Below are 19,745 nucleotides of genomic sequence, written 5' to 3' on the forward strand. Positions count from 1 at the left end.
CCGCCGACTCCACGGTGAGATAGGGCACATCCCGCCCGTCGAATACGAAGCCAACTACTACACCGAACTCAAGAAACCCCAGGTCATCACCACAATCTGAGATCTCTACCGAACCCGGGGCGGTTCACTACGCCGCCTGGCGCGACGAGGGAGTCTTCACCCAGCTCAACTACGACCTGACCGGACTGGCACGCGTAAGCTTGCGGTTCATCCAGTTCGGAGTGGTTTGGCGCCCACTTTGTCGTAGTTGGGTCGGCGGTGAGTTCGCCGGTGATAGAGGGACGCCGGTCGGAGAACGGCGGATGCGGTCGTTGATGATCAAGGTGTCTGACGCCTCATCAACAACAAGCGCTTCCGATGCCATCATCCTCGATCACCGCACTCCTGCGCCACCACGATCACAATGCGGTCGCCTCTCTCGACCCCGCCGACCCTGACCAGGCGGTCGACCTCGCCGAGGTCCTGGACGGCCTGCCCGATCCCCGGCGCCGCCAGGGCCGCCGCTACCGCCTCGGCCCGATGCTCGCGCTGTGCACCCTCGCCGCAATCGCCCGCATACCGCCGAACTCACACCCCACCTGCACGAACGCCTCGGGCTGCGAGCCGCACCCCGCGCCAGCGCCCTCGGCCCCCTGCTGGCCCGCCTGGACGGCGACGCCCTCGACACGGCCGTCGGCGCCCGGCTCACCCACCTTGCCGACCCCGGCGAGGCCGTGGCCCTGGACAGCAAGGCCCGCGGCTCGCACACCGCCGAACAGCGCGCGCTCCACCTCGTGTCCGTGATCACCCACAACGGCAGACTGACCTTGAACCAGCGCCGAGTCGCGGACAAGAGCGGCGAGATCACCACCTTCAAGCCGCTGCCGGCCGACCTCGACCTGACCGGCCGCACCGTCACCTTCGACGCGCTGCACTCCCAGCACGAGCACGCCCGCTACCTCGTCCAGACGGAGAAGCCCCACTACATCACGCCGATCAAGGACAATCATCCCAAGCTCGCGGCGCTCCTGCGCGAACCGCCCGGGCCGACATCCCGCTCGGACACCGCACCCGCCACCGCGGCCACGGACGCGATGAGACCCCGGCGACCTCACAGCCCTCGCCGTGCTCAGCCTCGGCGGCCACCGCGCAGCCTGACAGGCAGTCACACCGCACGGCCCCAGACCCGTGGATCCGACGGAGGGCCTGGTCTGTCGGCACCCGCAGGCCCGGCGATCAGGCGCGGCGCAGCCACGTCGCCGAGGGCCGCAGCGTCGGAGAATCTCCCCATCAAGCGCTTGATTGAGAGGCGATTGCTGCGTACTCTTCCGGCATGTCCGAGCCCCAGTCCACGGTTGATGCGAGCCGCAGTCGCATCATCGCCGCCGCGACCACGCTGTTCGCCGAGTACGGCTACGACGGCACGACGGTCCGCAGGATCGCCGCCGAGGCGAAACTGAACATGGCCACCGTCGCCTACCACGTGGGCGGCAAGGCGGACCTGTACCGCGAGGTCATGCGGGTCGCGCACGATTCCGAGCGTGCCGCCGTCGGCGCCGCGCTGGACGCCTTCGCACGCGACGCCGTGGAAGACCCTGCGCGGGCCGCAGCCGCCTTCGCCGACCACTACCTGGACTTCTGCTTGGAGCAACCGCACATCCCTGCGCTGTGGATGCGGCGCTGGCTCGCCGACGCTGCCGAATTCGCCGATCTGGAGGAGCGCTACACGCGGCCGCTGCTGGAGTCCGTGCGCGACGCCCTCGTCACCGCCCTGCCCGACCTGACCGCGAACGAGGCGGAACTCGCCGTCTGGACCGTGCTGTGGACCACCCATGGATTCTGCCGCTCGGTGATCCACGAGCAGGTGCCTCGGTTCCGGGTGCATCTGCGGGGCCTGGTCCTGTGCCAACTGCGCCTGGACGAAACGGCCCCGAACGAACGGAGCCCGGACGAGGGACGGCGGCCCGACCCGGGTGACTGACCGTGGGCGCCAGCGAGCCCGGCCGCCGTGAACTGGCCGCGTACGCCCTCGGCTCCATAGGCACCGGCATCTACTCGACTGTGCCCGGCCTGCTGCTCCTGTACTTCATGACCGACGCGCTCGGCGTCCCGGCCGGCGTGGCGGGCCTGGTGGTCGTGCTGCCGAAGGCCTGGGACGCCGTGTTCAACCCGATGGTGGGCGCCGCCAGCGACAGCGAGGCGCTGCGCACCGGACGTCGCACGAGGATCCTGATGGCGGGGACGCTGGCCCTGCCCGTGGCCTTCGCCGCGATGTTCGCTTCCCCGCTCACCGGAGTTGGTGCCGCCGCCTGGGTGTCCATCACCTTCGTGCTGGCGTCCAGCGCGTTCTCGCTGTTCCAGGTCCCGTACGTGGCCCTGCCGGCCGAGATGTCCGAACGGCCCGAGGTCCGGACCCGGATCATGGTGTGGCGGATCGTGTGTCTGACCATCGGCATCCTCGTCGCCGGGAGTGTGGCGCCGGCCGTGGTCTCACTGGTCGGCGGTGGGCGGGGCGGATACGGCGTCATGGGCGTGGCGATCGGCGCGGTCCTCGTGGTGACGCTGCTGATCCCGACGCTCGCCGCCCGCCGGGTGCCCTCCCGGGCGGGAGCGGAGCCGCTGTCGCTTGCCGGGGCGCTTCGCTGCGCGCGTGGCAACCACGCGTTCTTCGCGCTGCTGGGCGCGTTCGTCGTCCAGGCGGCAGCAGTTGCGATCATGCTGGCAGCCGTACCGTACACGGCGACCTACTGGCTCGGCGGCTACCAGCTGACCTCGCTGCTGTTCGTCTGCCTGGTCGCGCCGAGCGCCGTCGCGGTGCCGCTGTGGGGCAAGGCTGCCGCCCGCTGGGGCCGATTGCGCTGCCTGACCGTCGCGGCCTGCGGGTTCGCGCTCGGCGCCGTGAGCCTGTGGCCGGCGGTCGGCCCCGGGCCGGCGCACATGGCCGCGACCCTGACGCTGTCGGCGCTGCTCGGCGTCTGCTACGCCGCCCTCCAGGTCCTGCCGCTGTCGCTGCTTCCCGACACTGTCCACGCCGACGCCGCCCGCACGGGACGTCTGCAGTCGGGCGCGTTCACCGGGCTCTGGACCGCTGGGGAGACCCTAGGGCTGGCGGCGGGGCCCGGGGTGTTCTCCCTCGCCCTCGCCTGCGCGGGGTTCGTGGCCTCGACCACGCACCAACCAGTGGCTCAGACCCCGGCCGCGCGCACTGGGGTACTTCTCGGTTTCAGTATCGTCCCCGCCGTCCTGATGCTCCTGTCCCTGCCCGCGCTGCGCGCCTACGGCCGTCACCGCGCGGCCTCCCCTGGCGCGGCGCCGGCCCCGGCTGCACCGCCCGATTCCGACCTCGAACCGGAGAGTCCTCGATGACCGCGCACCACCCCGGCCTGCCGGCCCACGGCCGTACCGCCGACGACCTGCTCACCGAGCTCAGGGCCCTCACCGTGGCCGACCTGCCAACCCGCGGCGGCCGCACCACCGCGTACACCTACGACCCCGGCCGGGCCGAGGTGCGCGAAGCAGCCGTGCAGGCGTACATGACGATGCTCGACGTCAACGGCCTGGACCCGACGGCCTTTCCCAGCATCGTCGCCCTGGAGCGCCAAGTGATCGGCGCGGTGGCCTCCCGCCTCGGTGGCGACGACGCCACCCCGGGCATCTTCACCAGCGGCGGCACCGAATCGATCATCCTCGCCGTCAAGGCCGCCCGCGACGCCCGGCCCGACATCGCCGAGCCCGAGATCGTCGTCCCGGTGACCGCCCACGCCGCGTTCCACAAGGCCGGCCGGTACCTGCGGGTACGCGTCGTCACCGTCCCCGTCGACCGCCGCACCTTTCGGGCGGACCCGGTGGCCGTAGCCACCGCCTGCAATGACCACACCGTACTGGTCGTAGCCTCGGCGCCGAGCTACGCTCACGGCGTCGTCGACCCCGTCGCCGGCATCGCGGCGAACGCCGCGGCCCGCGGCATCCCCTGCCACGTCGACGCCTGCGTCGGCGGCTGGCTGCTGCCCTGGCTCACGGAAGCCGGAGCGCAGATCCCGCCGTTCGACCTGTCCGTCCCCGGCGTCACCTCGCTCTCCTGCGACCTGCACAAGTTCGGGTATGCGCCCAAGGGCGCCTCGGTCCTGCTCTTCCGCGACCAGGCGATGCGGCTGACCGCCTACTACGCGTGCGCCCAGTGGCCCGGCTACCCCGTCGTCAACTCCACCGTCCAGAGCAGCAAGGGTGCCGGTCCGCTCGCCGGTGCCTGGGCCACCCTGCAGGCCCTCGGAGCCGACGGCTACCAGGAGCTGGGCCGCGCGGCGCTCGCGGCGACCCGCCGTCTCATCGCCGGCGTTGCCCAGATCGAGGGCCTGCGAGTCCTGGGCGAGCCGGATGCGACCCTCGTCGCCCTCGGCACCGACCCGAAGGCCCCACTGGACCTGTGGGAACTGGCCGACGAATCCCGCGCCCGCGGCTACTTCCTCCAGCCCCAGCTCAGCATCGACGGCCTGCCGGCCAGCCTTCACCTCACCCTCACCGGCGTCAGTGAGCAGGGGGTCGACGGCCTGCTGGCCGCGCTGAGGGACAGCGCCGAGGCGGTCCGCCCCCACGGCACCACGGACCCGCAGCCGGACCTGCTCGCGCTGCTCGACCAGCTCGACTTCGCCGCCCTCGACGACGCGACATTCGCCGAACTCCTCCCGGCAACGGGAATCGAGCTGACCGGCACGTCGACCGGCCGGATGGCCGCCGTCAACCGTCTCCTCGACGCCCTCCCCACCACCGTCCGGAACCAACTCGCCGCCCGGTTCCTCTCCGTCCTCTACAGCCCCCACCTCGGCAACTGACATACCGGCTGATCGCCGAGAACCGGGCCGCCGCCCTGGGCCGGCATCCACACCCGCCCTCGCGGTGCCGTGGTCCGGTGCGTCCGTCATGTCCTTCTGCCTTGCGGTGGCCGACCCCATCGATGCCGATCCGGCTCAGCCCCGGCAGCCGGTCGGCCGCCCGGTCGCGTTCGGCGATCACCCGCTCCACCATCGCCCCGACCGTGCGCCAGGACGTCCCCATCACCTGCGCGGTCGCGCTCTCGGAGCACTCCGAGCTCTCCCCCTGGCTCTCCGCGCCGTGGTGACGGCCGGTGCTGGTCAGTAACTGCAGGCCAGGACGCTGCCGTTGGTCTCGGCGCCAGGTGAAGTGACGCATCGGGCCGCTCGTGGGCACCGGCTCCTGTGCGAGATCGCGCACGCGGCATTCGTCGGGCCCCTTGATCCGCTTGCCTTGCCTGCATCCGCGATCAGCTGGCTGCAGGCAGGTGGCTCATTGCCATCGTGGCGTCGGTGTACCGTCAGGTTCTCCACTACGGCCGTGGTGTCGTCGTGGACGTAAAACGCCTCCATCGGCCACACGGTGCGCTGCGCGGTGAACGGGATGATCCCCAGGGAGACGGACGCGAGCGACATCACGGCCAGGAGGTGACGCAACTGCCCGCGCATCGCCTCGTGGCCAGCGGTGCGGTAGCAGGACGGATTCCTCGACGAGGACGACGTAGCGGTGGCCGCCCTCGTATAGGAAGCGGGAACGGGCGACGCGGGCGGCTACGGCTTCGGCGACGTCGTCGGGGGTGCCCTGGAAGCGGGTGATCTGCTCCATGAGGGCGGTCGCGAAGGCCGGCGTCTGGAGGGAGCCCGGGGGCACGTCGGAGACATGAACCCCGCGGTGGCGGGTCTGCTCGTGCAGGGCGTACCAGTCCTGCTGGACGGCGCATGGCGCCGGCGACGCCAGCGAGAAACACCTCTGACAAGAACGCGGCTGCCGAGGAGCGGCAGACGGACGATGATCGATTTTGAGCAAGGAACATCCAGAACGGGAACCCGTGGGTCAGGATGGGAGGGTGCTGAACGAAGGAGAGAACGAACTGTGGATCCGGGTACCGGATCCGGACGCCCATCTGCCGTCACTGCTCGACTGGCTGCGCCGCGAGGACGCGCTGCGCCGAGGGGTCCACCCACGACACGCACCGCTCGGCGAAGGCCAAATGGGCGGCGCGCTGGACGCGCTCGCCGTGGCGGTCGGTTCCGGAGGCATGGGGGCGGTCCTCGCCAACTGTCTCTCCGCCTGGATCTCCCAGCGCCGGTCGGACGTGCGGATCACGCTGAGCACCAGGGACGGACGGACCATCGAGGTGGACGCAAAGGGCGTCGATCCGCGCTCCCTGGCGAAGGACGTCGAGCGTTTGCTCGACCGAGGCGACCAGGAGGCGGGCGGGGAACCATCGTGACGCAGTTCCCCGATCCGGGCCGCTCCCGGGCCGTGCTCATCGGCACCGGCTCGCACACCGAGGGCTCGGGTCTGACCGATCTCCCCGCCGTCCATACCAACCTCGCCGCACTGCGCGCGGTGCTCACCGATCCCGACACCGGCGTCCTGCCCCCGGAGCACTGTGTCACTGCCGCCGACCCTGGGACTCCCGCCGAAGCCGGTGCCGTCCTCGCCTGCGCGGCACAGCAGGCGACCGACCTGCTGCTGGTGTACTACAGCGGCCACGGCCTGGTGGACGACCGGGGCCGACTGCACCTCGCCCTGCCGCAGACTGAGCCGGGACAACCCAGGTGGAGTTCATTACCGTTCGATACCCTCCGCGAGGAACTGCTCGACAGCCCCGCCGTCATCCGCGTGCTGATCCTGGACTGCTGCTTCTCCGGCCGGGCCATCGAGGCGATGGGCGGCCCGGACGGCGAGATCTCCGGCCAGATCGACATCGCCGGGACGTACACGCTGGCCTCCACCTCGGCCACCACCGTGTCCTACGCACCGAGGGGCGCGGCGCACACGGCCTTCACCGGGCCCTGCTGACGGCGTTGCGGAGACCCGAACCGCTCAGCCTGGACCAGGTCTTCGGCGAGATACGGCACGACCTGGCGCTCGGCGGCTTTCCCCGTCCCCAGCGCCGGGTGGTGAACAACGCCGGAGACCTCGCCCTCGTACGCCGCCGCGCTCCGGACTCGCCCCGCCATCCCACCGCGCCCGTCGTCCCCGCCTGGCCCGATCCCGGTGCCGCAGCTCCGGTGCGGCCAGCGCCGCGGGTTCCCCCACCCCGCCCGCTGCCCCGGTGGCACAGCCTCGGGATCGCCGCCGTCCTGGCCTGCCAACTCCTCGTGGGAGCCTGGGCGTCTGCCAACCGGCTCGTGACGAGCCTGCGCAGGGACGCGGGCGTCGCCATCGACCACGACCACTGGATCCGTGATGCCTTCTTCCTGGCCCTCGCGGCCTCCCTGCCGCTCGCCGGACGGATCGGTGACCAGTGGGGGCGGCGGAACGGCTTTCTCGGCGGAACGGTCCTCTTCACCGGGGCCAATGCGCTGGGTGCGCTCGTCCCCCACGGGGCGGTACTGCTCACCGCCCAGGCGCTCCAGGGCGCTGGTGCGGCCTTCACCACCGTCAACGGTGTCGCCCTGGTCGTCGGAAGGTTTCGCAGACCCATCGCCGTCGGCCTCTGGGGCGCCACCACGGCAGCCGGTCCCGCCCTGGGCCTGGTACTCAGCTGGTGGCTCGTCCACACCGACCAGTACACGACTGGGTCCGTGTGGCTGGCCGTGCTGACGGTCCTGCTCGCCGCCCTCGGCTGGTACCGCGCCGACCCTGTCGAGGGGGTCAGCGATCCCGAGGCGCCCACCGACCCGTACCCGCGGGCTGCGTCCTCCGGCCGCCTGTGGGCTGCCACCGTCGCCGTCTCCCTCTTGGCGACCAGCCTGGTCCACGGCCTGGCCCGGATGAGGATGTCCCTCTGGGAAGATCTGACAGGGTGGCTGTTCATCGCATTCGCGTGTGTGGCGGGTGTCGGATGGACGATCCTGGCCCGCCGGCGGCGCGGCGGGGCCCGCACGCCTTACAGCCTGCTGGCCGGGCGCCGGTTCACCGGCGCCTGGGTCGCCATGACGGGCGTGGTCTCCGCCATCGTCAGCATGCCGCTGTTCCTCTCCGTCTACAGCAGCAACCTGGACTTCCAAGCCGCCGGGGCCGTACTCGGCCACCTCCTGCCCGTGCCGCTGTCGGCGCTCCTCAGCGGGCTGCTCGCACCGCTGCTGCGCAGGCGCCTCGGCACCACCGCAACGGTGGTGGCCGGATCGGTGTCGTTGTCGGTCGGGCTTCTCGTGCTCGGTCCCTCCGGGTACGACAGCGACTGGATCACGGTGCCGCTGCTGCTCCTGACGGGCGCGGGAGCGGGGCTCGCACTGGCGGTCCTCGCCGAAACCGCGTTCGCGGAGGTCTCGTTCGCGGGACTGGGCCCCGCGGCCGTCCTGCTGGGCACCGGTCTGTGGGTGGCGACCGAGCTCCCCGTCACCGTCTTCGACTCGGTGACGGCCTCGGCCCTCTGGCGCTGGGGGCTCTCGGGCGAGGCGTACTGGGAGGCGTTCAGGCACGTCAGCAGCCAGCTCATGACGCTCGGCGCCGTGCTGTCGCTGTCGGTCGCGGCGATCGCCGTCCTGACCTTGCGCCGTCGGGCGGAGCGGGCACTGGAGCGAGCCCGCCGATAACGCCCGCCGACCGGAGGCGGGTGGGTGCCTCCGGTCGCCCGGCCGCTGCGGAGCACGGCCAGGGCCTGGCCAGATCCGAGCCCTCGCCGAGCAGGCCGTCACCACCCTCAAGTCCTGGCGGCTCCTGCGCCAAGGGAGCCCGGCCGTATGTCCAGGCACACCAGCGCGGGGTGAAGCTCGTCGGTGCCGCGGCGCACTACGTCACGCCCGACCTCGACGAAGGTCCGATCATCGGACAGGACGTCGTCCGCGTGGATCACTCGCGCGACCCCGCTGAGGTGGTCACCATCGGCCGCGACGTAGAGGCCGGGTACTCGCCCGCGCCGTCGAGTGGCACAGCGAAAACCGTGTGCTGGTCAACGACAGCTGCACGGTCGTCTTCTGTTGACACACCGACAGCCCTGGTGCGCACAGAGGCAGTCGGGGCCAAGATTCCGACCGGCCCCTACCCGGTCGCCGCGATCTCTCGCCGCACACCCACGATGGCGATGGACGTACAGTTGCGCCATGAGCAACCAGGCCGCAGATACTGGAACACCAGCACCCGCGCCGCGCAGGGTGGTCGTGGCATGCGCCGGGACTCCCTGTGATCCCCGCGTGCTTCGTCTCGTCGCGGGCATCACTGGCTGACGAGTCCCAGTGGATGGTGGGCGTCGTGCGGGCACACGGCGATCGTCAACGTGCCGCGGCCCGGCGAGACCTCTGTGGGGTCGTTGGCCCGCATGGTGCCTGAGTCCTGCTGGTCCTCGAACGGGATCCAGCTGATGGTGACGGACAGTACTTGTCGGACATCGCGCCGGGAACCTTGCGCAATGGACAGCTCGCGCATCGCTTCGTGAGGATGGGCTTCTTGGGCGCCCGGTTCAGCCACTACCTGGAGGTCGACGTGACCGGCCCGGAAGTGATCGAGGGACGGGCGAATGTGTTCGTGGTCCCCAACTAGGGTCCCCTTGACGTGAGCAACCGCATCGTGAGCTGGGGGCAGAACTGATGACGTCGTACGTGAAGGTGCGCTGGGACCACGAGTTCGCGGAGGAACCGGTGGAGGTCTTCAGCGAGCTCGGCGATGACCGCTACGAGGTTCGCAAGGTCGAGGTCTACCGGGATGGACGGCTTGACTGGGCCGATGCCAGCCGGGACACGGACACGATTGGCCTGGGCGAGGCCCCGTTCCCGGACCTGGAAGAGATCAACTCTCAGGAGGAGTTCCACGCGGAGACCATCACCGCCGCAGAGTTCGAGGCGGCATGGGCACGGGCCCGCCGCGCAAGGTGACGAGAGTTCAGGGACGGATCGGTGTCGGGGCAGGCGGAAGCCACGCGCCGGCGGTGAAGAGCTCCACCGGCGCGTCGAGCTTGTCGTGTCCCCACTTCCCGGCGGTGGACAGATAGGACTGGACGATTGCGAAGTCCGCGAGGCCGGCCAGGGTGCGCCAGCAGCCGCCGGAGGTCCGCTGCTGGACCTTGACCGGCCGCTGGTCGCGCTCGGCGAGGTTGTTGCTGAAGGGCACCGCGAGATTCGTGGCAAAGCGCAGGATCATGTCCTCGTAGCGTTCGAACCTACGGATCAGCCTTCCCGCCTCGTCCACGAGCGGTCCGCGCTTGCCGAGGTTGGCACTGCGGCCGAGAGACAGCGCGCCGAGGTAGCGGTTTCGGATCCGGGCCAGTTCATGCGCGGGCAGCGCGTCCCACCCGTCGACGCGGGCTCGTTCAGCGGCGTGCTTCGCCGCCAGGAGGGTATCGGCCATGGCCTTGGCCCACAGCTGGCCCGCCGGATCGCCTTCATGGACGCTGCGCAGGCCGCGAAGCAGGTGGGCGCCGCACCAGGCGTGCGCGATGTGGTCGAGGTGGGTGTATCCGTTGTAGCCGTCGCGGACCAGCACCCCGTCGAAGGCGGGCCAGATCCCGCCCGCGTCTATCGTCTCCACCGTGCGGTCGCCGACGTGCATCGCGGTCGGCGTGTGCGACCGGTGCTGCGACGATCAACTCGCGCACCCGCGGCAGGAACGCGGCCTCCAGCAGCCGCGCCGCGCGTCCGCGCACGGAGGCGACGAAGCCGGTGGACACGTCCGCGCCGAGCAGCGTCTTCAAGATGCCCGCGGCGCGGCGGACGGGCAGGTGGTGGGCGCAGACCAGCCAGGCGGCGCGGGCGGCGAGCCGGGGCCCGTACTGCACCCTGCCTCTGGCCCATATCGGACCCTCGTCGATGGTGGTAGTGCTGCAGCCAGCGCAGGTCTTCGCGACGATCTGGTGCTCGGTTACGTGCGGGCGCGGCGGTGGCTGCGGGGTGTCGAACACCTGATGGCGACGCTCGTCGAAGATCGCAGCGTCAGCCAGGTCGGCACCACAGCCGCAGCAGGCGGCGGGCTCGTGGCGGACAACCTGGTCCGGGCCCTCGACCAGCCGCAACGTCGTTCCGGGCGCACCGTCCTGCTTGCCCTGCTTCCTGTCGGACAGGACCCGCGAGGATCGCTTCGGTGCGGGCTTGGAGAACGGCAGATCGGACGACGGCGGCTTCGAGGAGTTCGAAGAGTCCCGGCCAAGCCGCCGTTCCAACTCCTCCACCCACGCAGCGAGCCGCTCGATCAGGGCGGCTTGCGCGGTGCTCGTGGCGTCCTTCGCCGCGAGCAGGAGGTTCAGCCCCTCGACCGACCGCTCGCTCCCGGACTCCACGACCCGCAGGTTATCGATCTCGGGATGCTCTGACCAGCGACTTGTCAGCCGTGCTGAACAGCTACGCAGATCACGCCCCGAGCCAGCCGACGACCCGTGGACGATCATCGACTACGAAAATCTAGTAAGAGCCGAGAGCTACACCCATCGAGGATCAGAGCAGCCGGATCTCGATCGTTTCGTTTTTTGATCAGTTAATGTCTGGTCACATGATCTCGAAGCTACGAGGTCGCCACAGGGGACGGAACACGGCGATGTTGGTTGTTCTGTCCTCGTTGGCGGCATTGATATGGGGTAGCCAGCAGGCGGTGGCTGCCGACAGCCCGACCATCAACGACACGGGCAAACTGTTCACGAGCAAGGGCGCGTCCGGATTCGTTCTTTATCCGCGTGAGATGCCGGGTGTTGACGAGGGACAGAGGGCACGGTCGGTGATCGAGGGGGCCGAGGCGAAGGGCGTTGTGACGCGGGTTTCCTCGCTGAGCGTCGCGCAGTCCAAGCAGCACATCGGCCGAGGCCTGTGCCATACGACCGGCATCAACGGCACATTCAAGTACAACGGGTTCTGCTGGGACGAGACGGACGACAACACCAGCGCCTGGTCCAACGGCTGGCACCCTCAGGGCCTTACCGCCTCCCACGATGCGGATCCGAGTGGCACGATCGACGGTCACCACCTGTACATGGCGACCTGGTACTACGGCGTTTCGGGAGACGACCGCAACAAGAAGGCGCGCGTCTCCATCCTTGAATCGACCGGCACGGAATGGACCTACGGACACGTACTGCTCGTCAGGCCAACCGGCAGCCGGGCCAATCCCCAGTTCACCTCGGTCGGTGACGTTCACGCCGATGGGATGGTCTGGTACGGGAACAGGCTATTTGTGGCCAACGGTGGGGAGTTGCAGATCTACGACCTCAACCACCTGTGGAAGGTGAACTCGATCTCCGGGGGGTCGGGCATCTCGGGCGGCACGTCGGCGGCCGAGTACCACCAGTGGGCCCTTCCCATGGTCGCCCGCTACTCGAACCGCACCAAGGCCCAGCAGGACGCGGCTGCCCCGGACAAGCGCTCCAACATGAACTGCGACGGAGCCGTTGCATGCCTGAGCTCCCTGAGCCTGGACCGCAGTGTGTCACCGCCGCGCTTGGTGTCCGGACGCTATGGGAATGCCGAACGAACCGAGCCGCTGGACGTGATCCGCTGGCCGCTCGAATACATCGGTGAAGGCGGCACGTCCCCCATCACGGCGACAGCTGCCTACTCTGCTCCCGTCCACGGTTTGCAGGGCGTGGCCACAGATGGCACGTACTACTACCTGTCAGCCATGTGCGACACGGGCTACATGGGGGTTGCCGACCCCACGAACAGCGACGCCTACTACTGCATCTGGCAGGCCAAGCCGGGGGGCCTGTATCGATCCTCACCCGTGCGTCGCCCCTCACCCAGAACCTGTCCTACTCGTTCTCCTCGGGCCGCCTGTGGGGTATGAACGAACGCAACGGCAAGCGCGTCGTCTTTTCCCTGCTGCCGCGGGAGGCCGACAACTATCAGTACCTGTACAACGACTACAGCAAGCTGTGCGCGGGTGCCGGAAGCAAGATCGACAACAGCATGCCGGTCATCCAGTGGGGCTGCAATAACGCCCAGGACGAGCGCTGGCTGTTCGAGGAGACCGAGGACAACAACGGCAACCTCGCCTACTTCATCCGCAACACCTACTCCGGCAAGTGCATGGGCACCGGCAACAGCCTCGCCGACGGCGCCGGCATGATCCAGTACACCTGCAACGGCGCGGTGGACGAGAAGTGGTGGTACGACTCGACCACCCACGAGGTGCGGAACGTCTACTCGGGCAAGTGTCTGGGCCTGGGCGCCGCCGCCACCAAGGGCAGCCAGCTCGTCCAATGGCCCTGCAACAGCGCACAGGACGAACGCTGGACCATCTCCAGGACCGCACCCGACGTGTGACCTGAACGCCCGTCTCCGATGGCCCAGCCGACCAAACCGGCGGGCCATCGCCATTGGGTGTAGCCCTTCCCTGAAGAAGAGCTCCACGCTCTTCTTATTGTGCGCGGTGCGGCGCCCAGCTCGGGGTGTTCACGAGTGCCCCTGACCAGGTCCATGAGACTCCGGTTGGGGATCGCTTCCCGCCCGACGGTTGATCGTTTCCCGGATCTGAAGGCAGGGCCGAGGTCAGTGGCAGGCAGTTGACGCTCCCGCCCACTCGTTCGTCTCCAACTGGCGCGAGGCGTCGACCTGTCATTCACGGACAACGGTTCTGGTGACCAGTACGCCGTCGTGTTCGATCCGGCCGGGGTGTTCCTCTACGGGTTCGATCACGAGAGTGATGCCACTCCCTGGCGAGAGTCGCCCCGTGCACACTGGCCTGGTCTTCTCGACGGTCTGCCCGCGTCGCTTGCGCACTACTGATGAGTCGGACGGGCCGACTGGCTGTTCGAGCTTCTCACCGACGGCAGCGCGGACGCGTACGTCAGCTTTGTCGAGGACTACTTCGAGCGGAGCGTCGACCGCGGCGCCGTGGCAGCGATTCTGGCTCAGGCCCCGCTGAGCAGAGCACGGCGACGTCGTAATAAGGCTCCATTACCGGTGCAGGATGAGCAGGCGGCTCGGCGTGGGCGGCCGTGGCCAGACGGTGAAGACCTGTGGTGGATCACCCGCGAGAGGAAGGCGAGGTCGAACGTGCCGGCGGCAGCGGGTACAGCGTCTGCCGCACCGGATACGTAGCGCACGGCGGGATGAGGATGGTGGCGCCTCGCCTCGGCGAGCATCGGCTCGGAGGCGTCCGCAGCCAGCACCTCGGTCACGTCGAGCCAGTGCGCCATCGCAGCGGAGAACATGCCCGTCCCGGCGCCGATCTCGACGATCCAGGGGTTCGAAGAGCGCAGGTAGGTACCGATCAGCTCCTCCCAGGCCCGCACGGAGCTCTCGGGCATCTCGTTGCCGCGCTCGTAGGCGCCGGCACGTCGCTCATCATCGTAAACACGGCCCATGGGGGCCGATCCTGTCGAGGCGCGCATGCCCGTGCAAGGGTGTGGCCGGAATGCGTCCCGGGCGCCTCGACGCCCGCCTGCCCGTTCACCTCAGTGGCGCCGGGCGTCGAGTGCTTCGGGGAAGTCGGCTTGTTCTCGAGGTAGCGGCACGCTTTGCCGGCGGCGGTGCGCTGGTCGTCGGTGAGATGGCGGCGGTCGGCTTCGGCGCGGATGTCGTGGGCCGCGCCGGCCAGGATCCGGGCGGCCCAGCGGGCGGCTGCCCACAACTTCTCGATCACGTGAACGATGTCGAGGACGACGTGGACCGTGACATCGCGGCGGGCGGCCTCGGCCTGGATCAACTCCCGCTGGTGGGTGGCGCCGTCAATCAGCACGACCTGCGGGCCGCGGCCCTCGCCCCGCCCGGCGGCCGCACCGGCACAGTCCCAGACTGTGCCGGCCGTGGGGGCAGGCCCAGCATGGCGTCGGTGGGATAGAGGTTGGTCATGCCCGCGCCGCGTAGGGCGCATCGGGTCACGGTCACCGGCCCCAGCACGGTGGCCAGTTGCCGATGATGGCCCTTCTCCTGCCGGCGCCGGCCGCCGGCCGGCGCAGCCCGCTCATGCGGATCGAGGGCGGACAGGTGGTCCTTCTCGTGGCGGGCCCGCCACTCGAGATGGACCTGCAGGAGCAGTCGCCCCAGCTCCCGGGAGCCCGCTTCGACGACGGCCTCGCCCTGTTCATGCGTCGCGGTGAGTGCCCCACACCGGCGCGACGCCGCTCGTCGGCCGCAGCTTCCTGCTCCGGCGCACCCGCGCCCGCCCGCCGCGCACCGCCCCACGCGAACAGGCCCGGCTCGCCCTCGGCCGGCCAGCCCCGCTCCACCAGCCGTTTCAGCTTCGATCGGAAGCCCTCCACCTTGTTCTTGTCCGTCGACAACCCCAGCGTGGCGCACAGATGATGCGCCCGCATCGGATGCACCGCGTCCTGCAACACCCCGACGACGTCCCGGTAGGAGCGCGGCAGCACATCCGCCTCAAGCCCCGGCTCCCGCTGCGGCACCGGCCGCACCCCGACCGACGATCCCGCCCGGCTCGGTCCGCCGACACCGGGACTCCCCCGCGGACTCGTCCATGGACACCGTCACCGCCCCGTCGCCAGACAGGTCTCCGTCATCGTCTCCCGTGTGATCTCCAGCCGGGACAGCCTCTCCTCTCGGCCAGCAAGACGCCCTGTCAACTCTTCGATCCGGACCGCAGTTCGGCGATTTCCTCCCGCGCGGCAGCCTTCCGCCATCACTAGCTGTTGCAGGACAGGACCTTCGTGACGCAGTGCTTCGGGTGCTCCTCCTCGCTCGAGGAAGCTGTCAACTGAGCATCGACCGGATGCCCACTTCCTCAGATCAGAGTGTTGCCGAGCTTTCGAAGCAAGGATGCGAGGTGTTGGGCCTCTGTTGAGGAGAGTCCTTTCAGGAGCCGCGCCTCAGTGCCGAGGTGTTCGGCGACGGCCTGATCGATGAGCGCCATGCCTTTGGCTGTCAGGCGGACGCGTCGCCCGCGCCCGTCTGCACGGTCACGGCTGCGGGTAACCAGGCCCGCGCGTTCGAGACGTGCAACCCGTTTGGTTGCCGCGCCCGATGTGATCATCGTCGCCTGCATCAACGCCGAGGGCGAGAGTGCGTACGGGGCGCCGGCGCGGCGCAGAGTGGCGAGGGTGTCGAACTCACCGCGATCAAGTCCGTATCGCTCGAAGACCTGTGCCAACTCGTTCTCGACCTGACGCGATAGTCGCGAGATACGGCCGAAGACCTGGACCGGCGTGGCGTCCAGATCGGGACGCTCCCGGACCCACGCGTCCACGATGCCGTCTACGTGATCGTCCACAGGCTCCAGGATACCTTCCCCAGAAGGTATAGTTATCTTCCGTGGAAGCTACCTCGACTCAAGAGCGCCCAAGAGACGACACCCGCAGCCGCAGCCGCAGCCGGGCAACCGCGTTCGTGTTCGTGGGCATCGCCCCGGTGATCTGGGGGTCGCACTATCTCGTCACCACCGAGTTCCTGCCGCCGGATCGGCCGTTGCTGGCGGCTGCACTCCGTGCCCTGCCTGCCGGTCTCACCATCACGCTGGCCTATCGACAAGTGCCGCGTGGGGCGTGGTGGTGGCGGGTTCCCGTGTTGGGGATGTTGAACTTCGGACTGTTCTTCGGGCTGATGTTCGTTGCCGCGTACCGCATCCCCGGCGGGACCGCCGCAACCATCGGCACAATCAACCTCGTCTTCACCATCGGGCTCGGCTGGCTGGTGCTGCGTGAGCGCGCCAGGTGGTTCCAGATTCTCGGCGGCCTCGGCGGCCTCGGCGGTGTCGGACTGCTCGTCGCGAACGCATCGACGCCGCTCGATCCGATCGGGTTGGCCGCCGCTGTCGGGGGAGCAGCGACCTTTGCGGCGGGCCTGGTGATGACGAAACGCTGGGGCCGCCCCGCTCCCGTCCTCTTGTTCACCGCCTGGCAGTTGATGGCGGCCGGACTGGTTCTACTGCCCCTTTCGCTGCTCCTCGAGGGCCCAGTCCCACACCTGACGGCAGGGAACATTACGGGGTACGCCTACATCGGCGTCCTCGGAACCGCCCTGGCGTACTCGCTCATGTTCAAGGGCCTCGATCTCGTCCCGGCCGCCGCCGCGTCGTTCCTCAGTCTGCTCAACCCGCTGACCGCCAGCCTGCTGGGCCTCGTAGTCCTGGGTCAGACACTCACGCCGCTGCAACTGCTCGGGGCCGCACTCGTCGTTGCGTCGATCGCTTCCGGTCTGATGCCGGGGCCAGCCGTGCCGCCCACAACGCGGCGATAGAGCGCTCCCGTACACGTCCACGCCCTGGGCCCATCGCCACCCACCACCCCGAACACCCTCGAACACACCCCACAAACGACGAAAATCCCGCCCGATCCGAAGATCAAGCGGGATTTCGACAACCGACCCTGAGCTAGCTCAAGATCGGCGCCGCGGTGGGGTGTTCACGAGTCGACCGGATCAGGCACGACTCAGCAGCTTGAAGATCGTTTCCTATGACGAGAGTGATCGTTCCCCTCCGAGTAGCGGTCGGCCGCCACGGAGGGCTCCGGCTCGGGACCCGGCAGCGTCTTGGGCAACGACTCGACCGTCAGGGTCTACTCGTCGAGATCCAGGTGTACGGTTCCGCCGCTTTGGGCGCGGAGCGCCGCCATCCGCCACCCCGAACAGGCCCGAAGAGGAACCGAGGGTCTTGCCGAAGTAGGGGTTGTTGCTGCCGAACAGCATGGACGGGGTGCCGAACTCGTCGACGATGTCCGTCCACACGCGGTCCTCTCCAGCCCATGCTCGGACGAACCGTCGGTCGTCGATGACCTGACGCGGACGCCGACGCCCCGCGCGTCGTCCCCAGGACGCAGATCGAACTCGATGTCGTCCTTTGCGGTGTGCCTGCGCAGGATTTCGTCGCTCCGCGGCGGGGCCGTCCTCCACGGTGCGGGCGGCCCCGCCGCGGAGCCCGGCGCAGGCGTGGGACGTCAGGGACATCACCGGGCACGTAGCGCTGTCTCGCGTGTCAGGTACGTCACCGGGCGCGCAAGGGCGTCCCGCGCGTCCGCGCCGAACTGCGTCGCCGAGCAGGGCGGGTGAACCGCAGGAGCACCGCCCGGCTGACAGGCGAGCGAGACTTGCGTGGCATGACCCGGTGAGGAAAGCCACTCGCCGACCCGGCATGGCACCGGGCTGGTCGGCGACCACCCACCTGCCCACCACCGAAGGCCGGCACCGCCACGCCTGTCCGCCGGACCTGACGGCCCACCAGGCCGTCGGCCAGCCACGGCCCGACCACCACCGCGCCGAACTCGTCGTGGCCGCACTCGACATGGCTCACGCCCGGACCGGACCGGAGCCCGGCTGCGCCTTGCGCAGCGTTCGTGCCTGCGAGTACGCCTCGGCGCAATCGCGTCGCCGGATACGGGAGTCGGGGCTTGGGCAGGGTTGCGGATGTATCGGATCCCGCCTCGGCGACAGCGCCGAGGACTACGGCTGGACCTTGCTCTGGGAGGAGATCGGCACCGGGCCCGGCCCCACCGCACCTCGGACAGTCGGGTCCTCGGGGCATCGCATGAGTTTCCTGAGTCAACCTCTAGGCCGCCAGAGGCTCGTCGGCGGGTGTGTTGATCTTGCTGTTGGCTTGGTGGATGGCGGGGTCGTAGCAGGTGCCGTCGCGCCAGCAGGCCCACATCACGCGGAGCCGGGCGCGGGCCAGGATGCGGACGGCGTGTGGGTGTCGCTTCTTGCGGGCCCGGGCGTCGTTGTAGATCTTGGCGGCCCAGTCGCTTCCGTGGCGGCTGTTGTCCGCGAAGGTGGTCAGCGCGACGGGTGCGCGACGGTTGGTCGCGAAGCGGAAGGAGACCGTGCGGGACTTGCCCGAGGCACGGGTGACGGGGACGACAGCGGCTTCGGCGATGAGCTGTTCGCAGGTCTGGGCGCGTTCCAGGATCGGGCCGATCTCGCCGATGACCTGTCCGAGGCTGACCGTGCCGATGCGGGGCACGGTGGCGAACAGCGGTGCGTAGGGGTGGGTTCGGGTGGCTTCGGCGATGGTCTTGTCCAGGGTGCGGAGGGTCGCGCGTATGCCCTGCGCGAGCTGGACCTGGACACGTACCAGCTGCTCGACGACGGCGTCACTGAGGCGGGAGGCGGCCTTCGGGGCGGCGCGCAGGCGCTCCATGAGGACGCTGCCGGGCTTCTTGCCGGAGTAGCCGCGGCGCTTGCACCAGGCCTGAAGCCGTCCGGCGGTGAGCTTCGCGGCGGAGGCCGGGGTGGGATGACGCTCCAGGAACGCGAGAGCGATGTCGCTGTCCAGGTCGGCGAAGACCGCCTTGCCGCCGGGCCAGTGCTCGTCCAGCAACGCGGCGAGCTGATTGACGGCGGCGATGCGGGCCTCGATGTGGTCTGCCCGCTGCCGGGTCAGCGCCTGCAGACCGAGAGTGGCCCGCTCGGTCGGCTCCAGGCGGGACAGCAGGTGGCCGTCGGTGCGCAGGTAGTCGGCGAGCTTCATGCTGTCACCGGCGTCCGTCCTGGCCTTCGAGGCGCCCCAGCGCGCCCGCATGGCGTGGAAGGCATGGGGATGCACCGGTACGACCGGGTGGCCGGCGGCCAGATACCGGTCGACGGCCAGGCCCCGGGTGGTTTCGATGGCAACGGGCAGGTCGGCCGGGTCGCCGTGCCTGCGCAAGCGGGCCAGGGTCCTGGCGAACCCTTCCTCGGTGTGGGCCAGTTCCCACCGGTCGATGCGCTTGGCGAAGGGGGCCATGACGGTCACGTCATGAGTTTCGCTCGCCCAGTCCCATCCGATGAACACGTGCGTCGTACTCCACTGCCGTTCCAGGAGCACCTGCCCGGTGGTGAGGTCGTCTGCCGGGAGCTCATCGATCGGCCCTCTGCGGGGCGTGTCCCTGAAGCCGATCAGACGGCCTCGGCCCGGCAGGGCCGGCGTCACTCATGCAGGCCGTCGAACGGCACGCAAGACAGGCCATGCACCCGCCGGGACCGAGAGGTCACAACCCTACC

The 19,745-nt window shown here is 69.5% G+C and carries 18 protein-coding genes and 4 pseudogenes; 15 read left to right on the plus strand and 7 right to left on the minus strand.

Annotated elements, in window-relative coordinates:
- Nucleotides 1-530 precede the first annotated feature (530 nt).
- From JS756_RS38145 to JS756_RS32290, 5 genes and pseudogenes are all read left to right on the plus strand, one after another.
- Nucleotides 531-953 (plus strand): annotated as a pseudogene (locus JS756_RS38145) (ISAs1 family transposase); the annotation flags it as partial.
- 359 nt (nt 954-1,312) lie between these two features.
- Nucleotides 1,313-1,960, plus strand: a complete 648-nt coding sequence (locus tag JS756_RS32275) for a TetR/AcrR family transcriptional regulator (protein ID WP_205386822.1) — start codon at nt 1,313-1,315, stop codon at nt 1,958-1,960.
- 2 nt (nt 1,961-1,962) lie between these two features.
- Nucleotides 1,963-3,345, plus strand: coding sequence for an MFS transporter (locus JS756_RS32280; protein WP_307791295.1), 1,383 nt, complete (start codon nt 1,963-1,965; stop codon nt 3,343-3,345).
- Nucleotides 3,342-4,808 carry a pyridoxal phosphate-dependent decarboxylase family protein gene (locus JS756_RS32285; protein ID WP_205386823.1) on the plus strand — a complete coding sequence of 489 codons (1,467 nt, stop codon included), beginning with the start codon at nt 3,342-3,344 and terminating at the stop codon, nt 4,806-4,808. The genes JS756_RS32280 and JS756_RS32285 overlap by 4 nt, the downstream gene beginning before the upstream one ends.
- A 122-nt stretch (nt 4,809-4,930) precedes the next feature.
- The gene (locus tag JS756_RS32290; RefSeq protein ID WP_205386824.1) at nt 4,931-5,095 is read left to right on the plus strand and encodes a hypothetical protein; all 165 of its coding nucleotides are present in this window, start codon (nt 4,931-4,933) and stop codon (nt 5,093-5,095) included.
- A gap of 211 nt (nt 5,096-5,306) precedes the next feature.
- Here the strand turns inward: JS756_RS32290 and JS756_RS37295 are convergent.
- Nucleotides 5,307-5,721: pseudogene (locus tag JS756_RS37295) on the minus strand (Scr1 family TA system antitoxin-like transcriptional regulator); the annotation flags it as partial.
- 133 nt (nt 5,722-5,854) lie between these two features.
- Between JS756_RS37295 and JS756_RS32295 the strand changes: the two are divergent.
- The 4 genes and pseudogenes from JS756_RS32295 to JS756_RS32310 form a co-directional block, all read left to right on the plus strand.
- Complete coding sequence (locus tag JS756_RS32295; protein WP_205386825.1) at nt 5,855-6,241, plus strand: effector-associated constant component EACC1; 387 nt, start codon at nt 5,855-5,857, stop codon at nt 6,239-6,241.
- A complete protein-coding gene (locus JS756_RS37300; protein ID WP_205386826.1) occupies nt 6,238-6,816 on the plus strand; it encodes a caspase family protein in 579 nt (192 codons plus the stop codon). Before JS756_RS32295 ends, JS756_RS37300 begins: the two co-directional genes overlap by 4 nt.
- 5 nt (nt 6,817-6,821) lie before the next feature.
- The gene (locus JS756_RS32305) at nt 6,822-8,498 is read left to right on the plus strand and encodes an MFS transporter (RefSeq protein WP_205386827.1); all 1,677 of its coding nucleotides are present in this window, start codon (nt 6,822-6,824) and stop codon (nt 8,496-8,498) included.
- Between the two features lie 131 nt (nt 8,499-8,629).
- Nucleotides 8,630-8,886: pseudogene (locus tag JS756_RS32310) on the plus strand (formyltransferase family protein); the annotation flags it as partial.
- A 231-nt stretch (nt 8,887-9,117) separates the two neighbouring features.
- Here JS756_RS32310 and JS756_RS32315 read toward each other — a convergent pair.
- Nucleotides 9,118-9,327: a hypothetical protein gene (locus JS756_RS32315; RefSeq protein ID WP_205386858.1), complete on the minus strand. Its 210-nt coding sequence runs from the start codon at nt 9,325-9,327 to the stop codon at nt 9,118-9,120.
- Here JS756_RS32315 and JS756_RS32320 point away from each other — a divergent pair.
- Together JS756_RS32320 and JS756_RS32325 are read left to right on the plus strand one after the other, a co-directional pair.
- Nucleotides 9,304-9,441 carry a hypothetical protein gene (locus JS756_RS32320; protein ID WP_240204698.1) on the plus strand — a complete coding sequence of 46 codons (138 nt, stop codon included), beginning with the start codon at nt 9,304-9,306 and terminating at the stop codon, nt 9,439-9,441. The genes JS756_RS32315 and JS756_RS32320 overlap by 24 nt on opposite strands.
- A gap of 47 nt (nt 9,442-9,488) precedes the next feature.
- A complete protein-coding gene (locus tag JS756_RS32325) occupies nt 9,489-9,773 on the plus strand; it encodes a DUF6881 domain-containing protein (RefSeq protein ID WP_240204690.1) in 285 nt (94 codons plus the stop codon).
- A gap of 7 nt (nt 9,774-9,780) precedes the next feature.
- Here JS756_RS32325 and JS756_RS32330 read toward each other — a convergent pair.
- Nucleotides 9,781-11,170: pseudogene (locus JS756_RS32330) on the minus strand (IS66 family transposase).
- Nucleotides 11,171-11,424: 254 nt separating this feature from the next.
- Between JS756_RS32330 and JS756_RS32335 the strand changes: the two are divergent.
- Complete coding sequence (locus JS756_RS32335; protein ID WP_205386829.1) at nt 11,425-12,663, plus strand: hypothetical protein; 1,239 nt, start codon at nt 11,425-11,427, stop codon at nt 12,661-12,663.
- Nucleotides 12,660-13,142, plus strand: a complete 483-nt coding sequence (locus JS756_RS32340; RefSeq protein ID WP_205386830.1) for an RICIN domain-containing protein — start codon at nt 12,660-12,662, stop codon at nt 13,140-13,142. The genes JS756_RS32335 and JS756_RS32340 overlap by 4 nt, the downstream gene beginning before the upstream one ends.
- 587 nt (nt 13,143-13,729) lie before the next feature.
- On the opposite strand, the gene JS756_RS32345 is transcribed toward JS756_RS32340, so the two are convergent.
- Nucleotides 13,730-14,185, minus strand: coding sequence for a class I SAM-dependent methyltransferase (locus JS756_RS32345; RefSeq protein WP_205386831.1), 456 nt, complete (start codon nt 14,183-14,185; stop codon nt 13,730-13,732).
- Between the two features lie 278 nt (nt 14,186-14,463).
- On the opposite strand from JS756_RS32345, the gene JS756_RS32350 reads away from it, so the two are divergent.
- The gene (locus tag JS756_RS32350; protein WP_205386832.1) at nt 14,464-14,661 is read left to right on the plus strand and encodes a hypothetical protein; all 198 of its coding nucleotides are present in this window, start codon (nt 14,464-14,466) and stop codon (nt 14,659-14,661) included.
- Between the two features lie 43 nt (nt 14,662-14,704).
- On the opposite strand, the gene JS756_RS32355 is transcribed toward JS756_RS32350, so the two are convergent.
- Nucleotides 14,705-15,226: a hypothetical protein gene (locus tag JS756_RS32355; RefSeq protein ID WP_205386833.1), complete on the minus strand. Its 522-nt coding sequence runs from the start codon at nt 15,224-15,226 to the stop codon at nt 14,705-14,707.
- A gap of 335 nt (nt 15,227-15,561) precedes the next feature.
- Nucleotides 15,562-16,047, minus strand: coding sequence for a MarR family winged helix-turn-helix transcriptional regulator (locus JS756_RS32360; protein WP_307791299.1), 486 nt, complete (start codon nt 16,045-16,047; stop codon nt 15,562-15,564).
- A 41-nt stretch (nt 16,048-16,088) separates the two neighbouring features.
- Here JS756_RS32360 and JS756_RS37955 point away from each other — a divergent pair, with 41 nt between their 5' ends.
- Complete coding sequence (locus tag JS756_RS37955) at nt 16,089-17,012, plus strand: EamA family transporter (RefSeq protein ID WP_307791301.1); 924 nt, start codon at nt 16,089-16,091, stop codon at nt 17,010-17,012.
- A 1,303-nt stretch (nt 17,013-18,315) separates the two neighbouring features.
- Here JS756_RS37955 and JS756_RS32375 read toward each other — a convergent pair.
- Entirely contained in the window at nt 18,316-19,674 is a 1,359-nt protein-coding gene (locus JS756_RS32375) for an IS110 family transposase (RefSeq protein ID WP_438817362.1), read from the minus strand.
- Nucleotides 19,675-19,745 lie beyond the last annotated feature (71 nt).

Source organism: Streptomyces actuosus (assembly GCF_016921115.1).
Classification (GTDB): domain Bacteria; phylum Actinomycetota; class Actinomycetes; order Streptomycetales; family Streptomycetaceae; genus Streptomyces; species Streptomyces actuosus_A.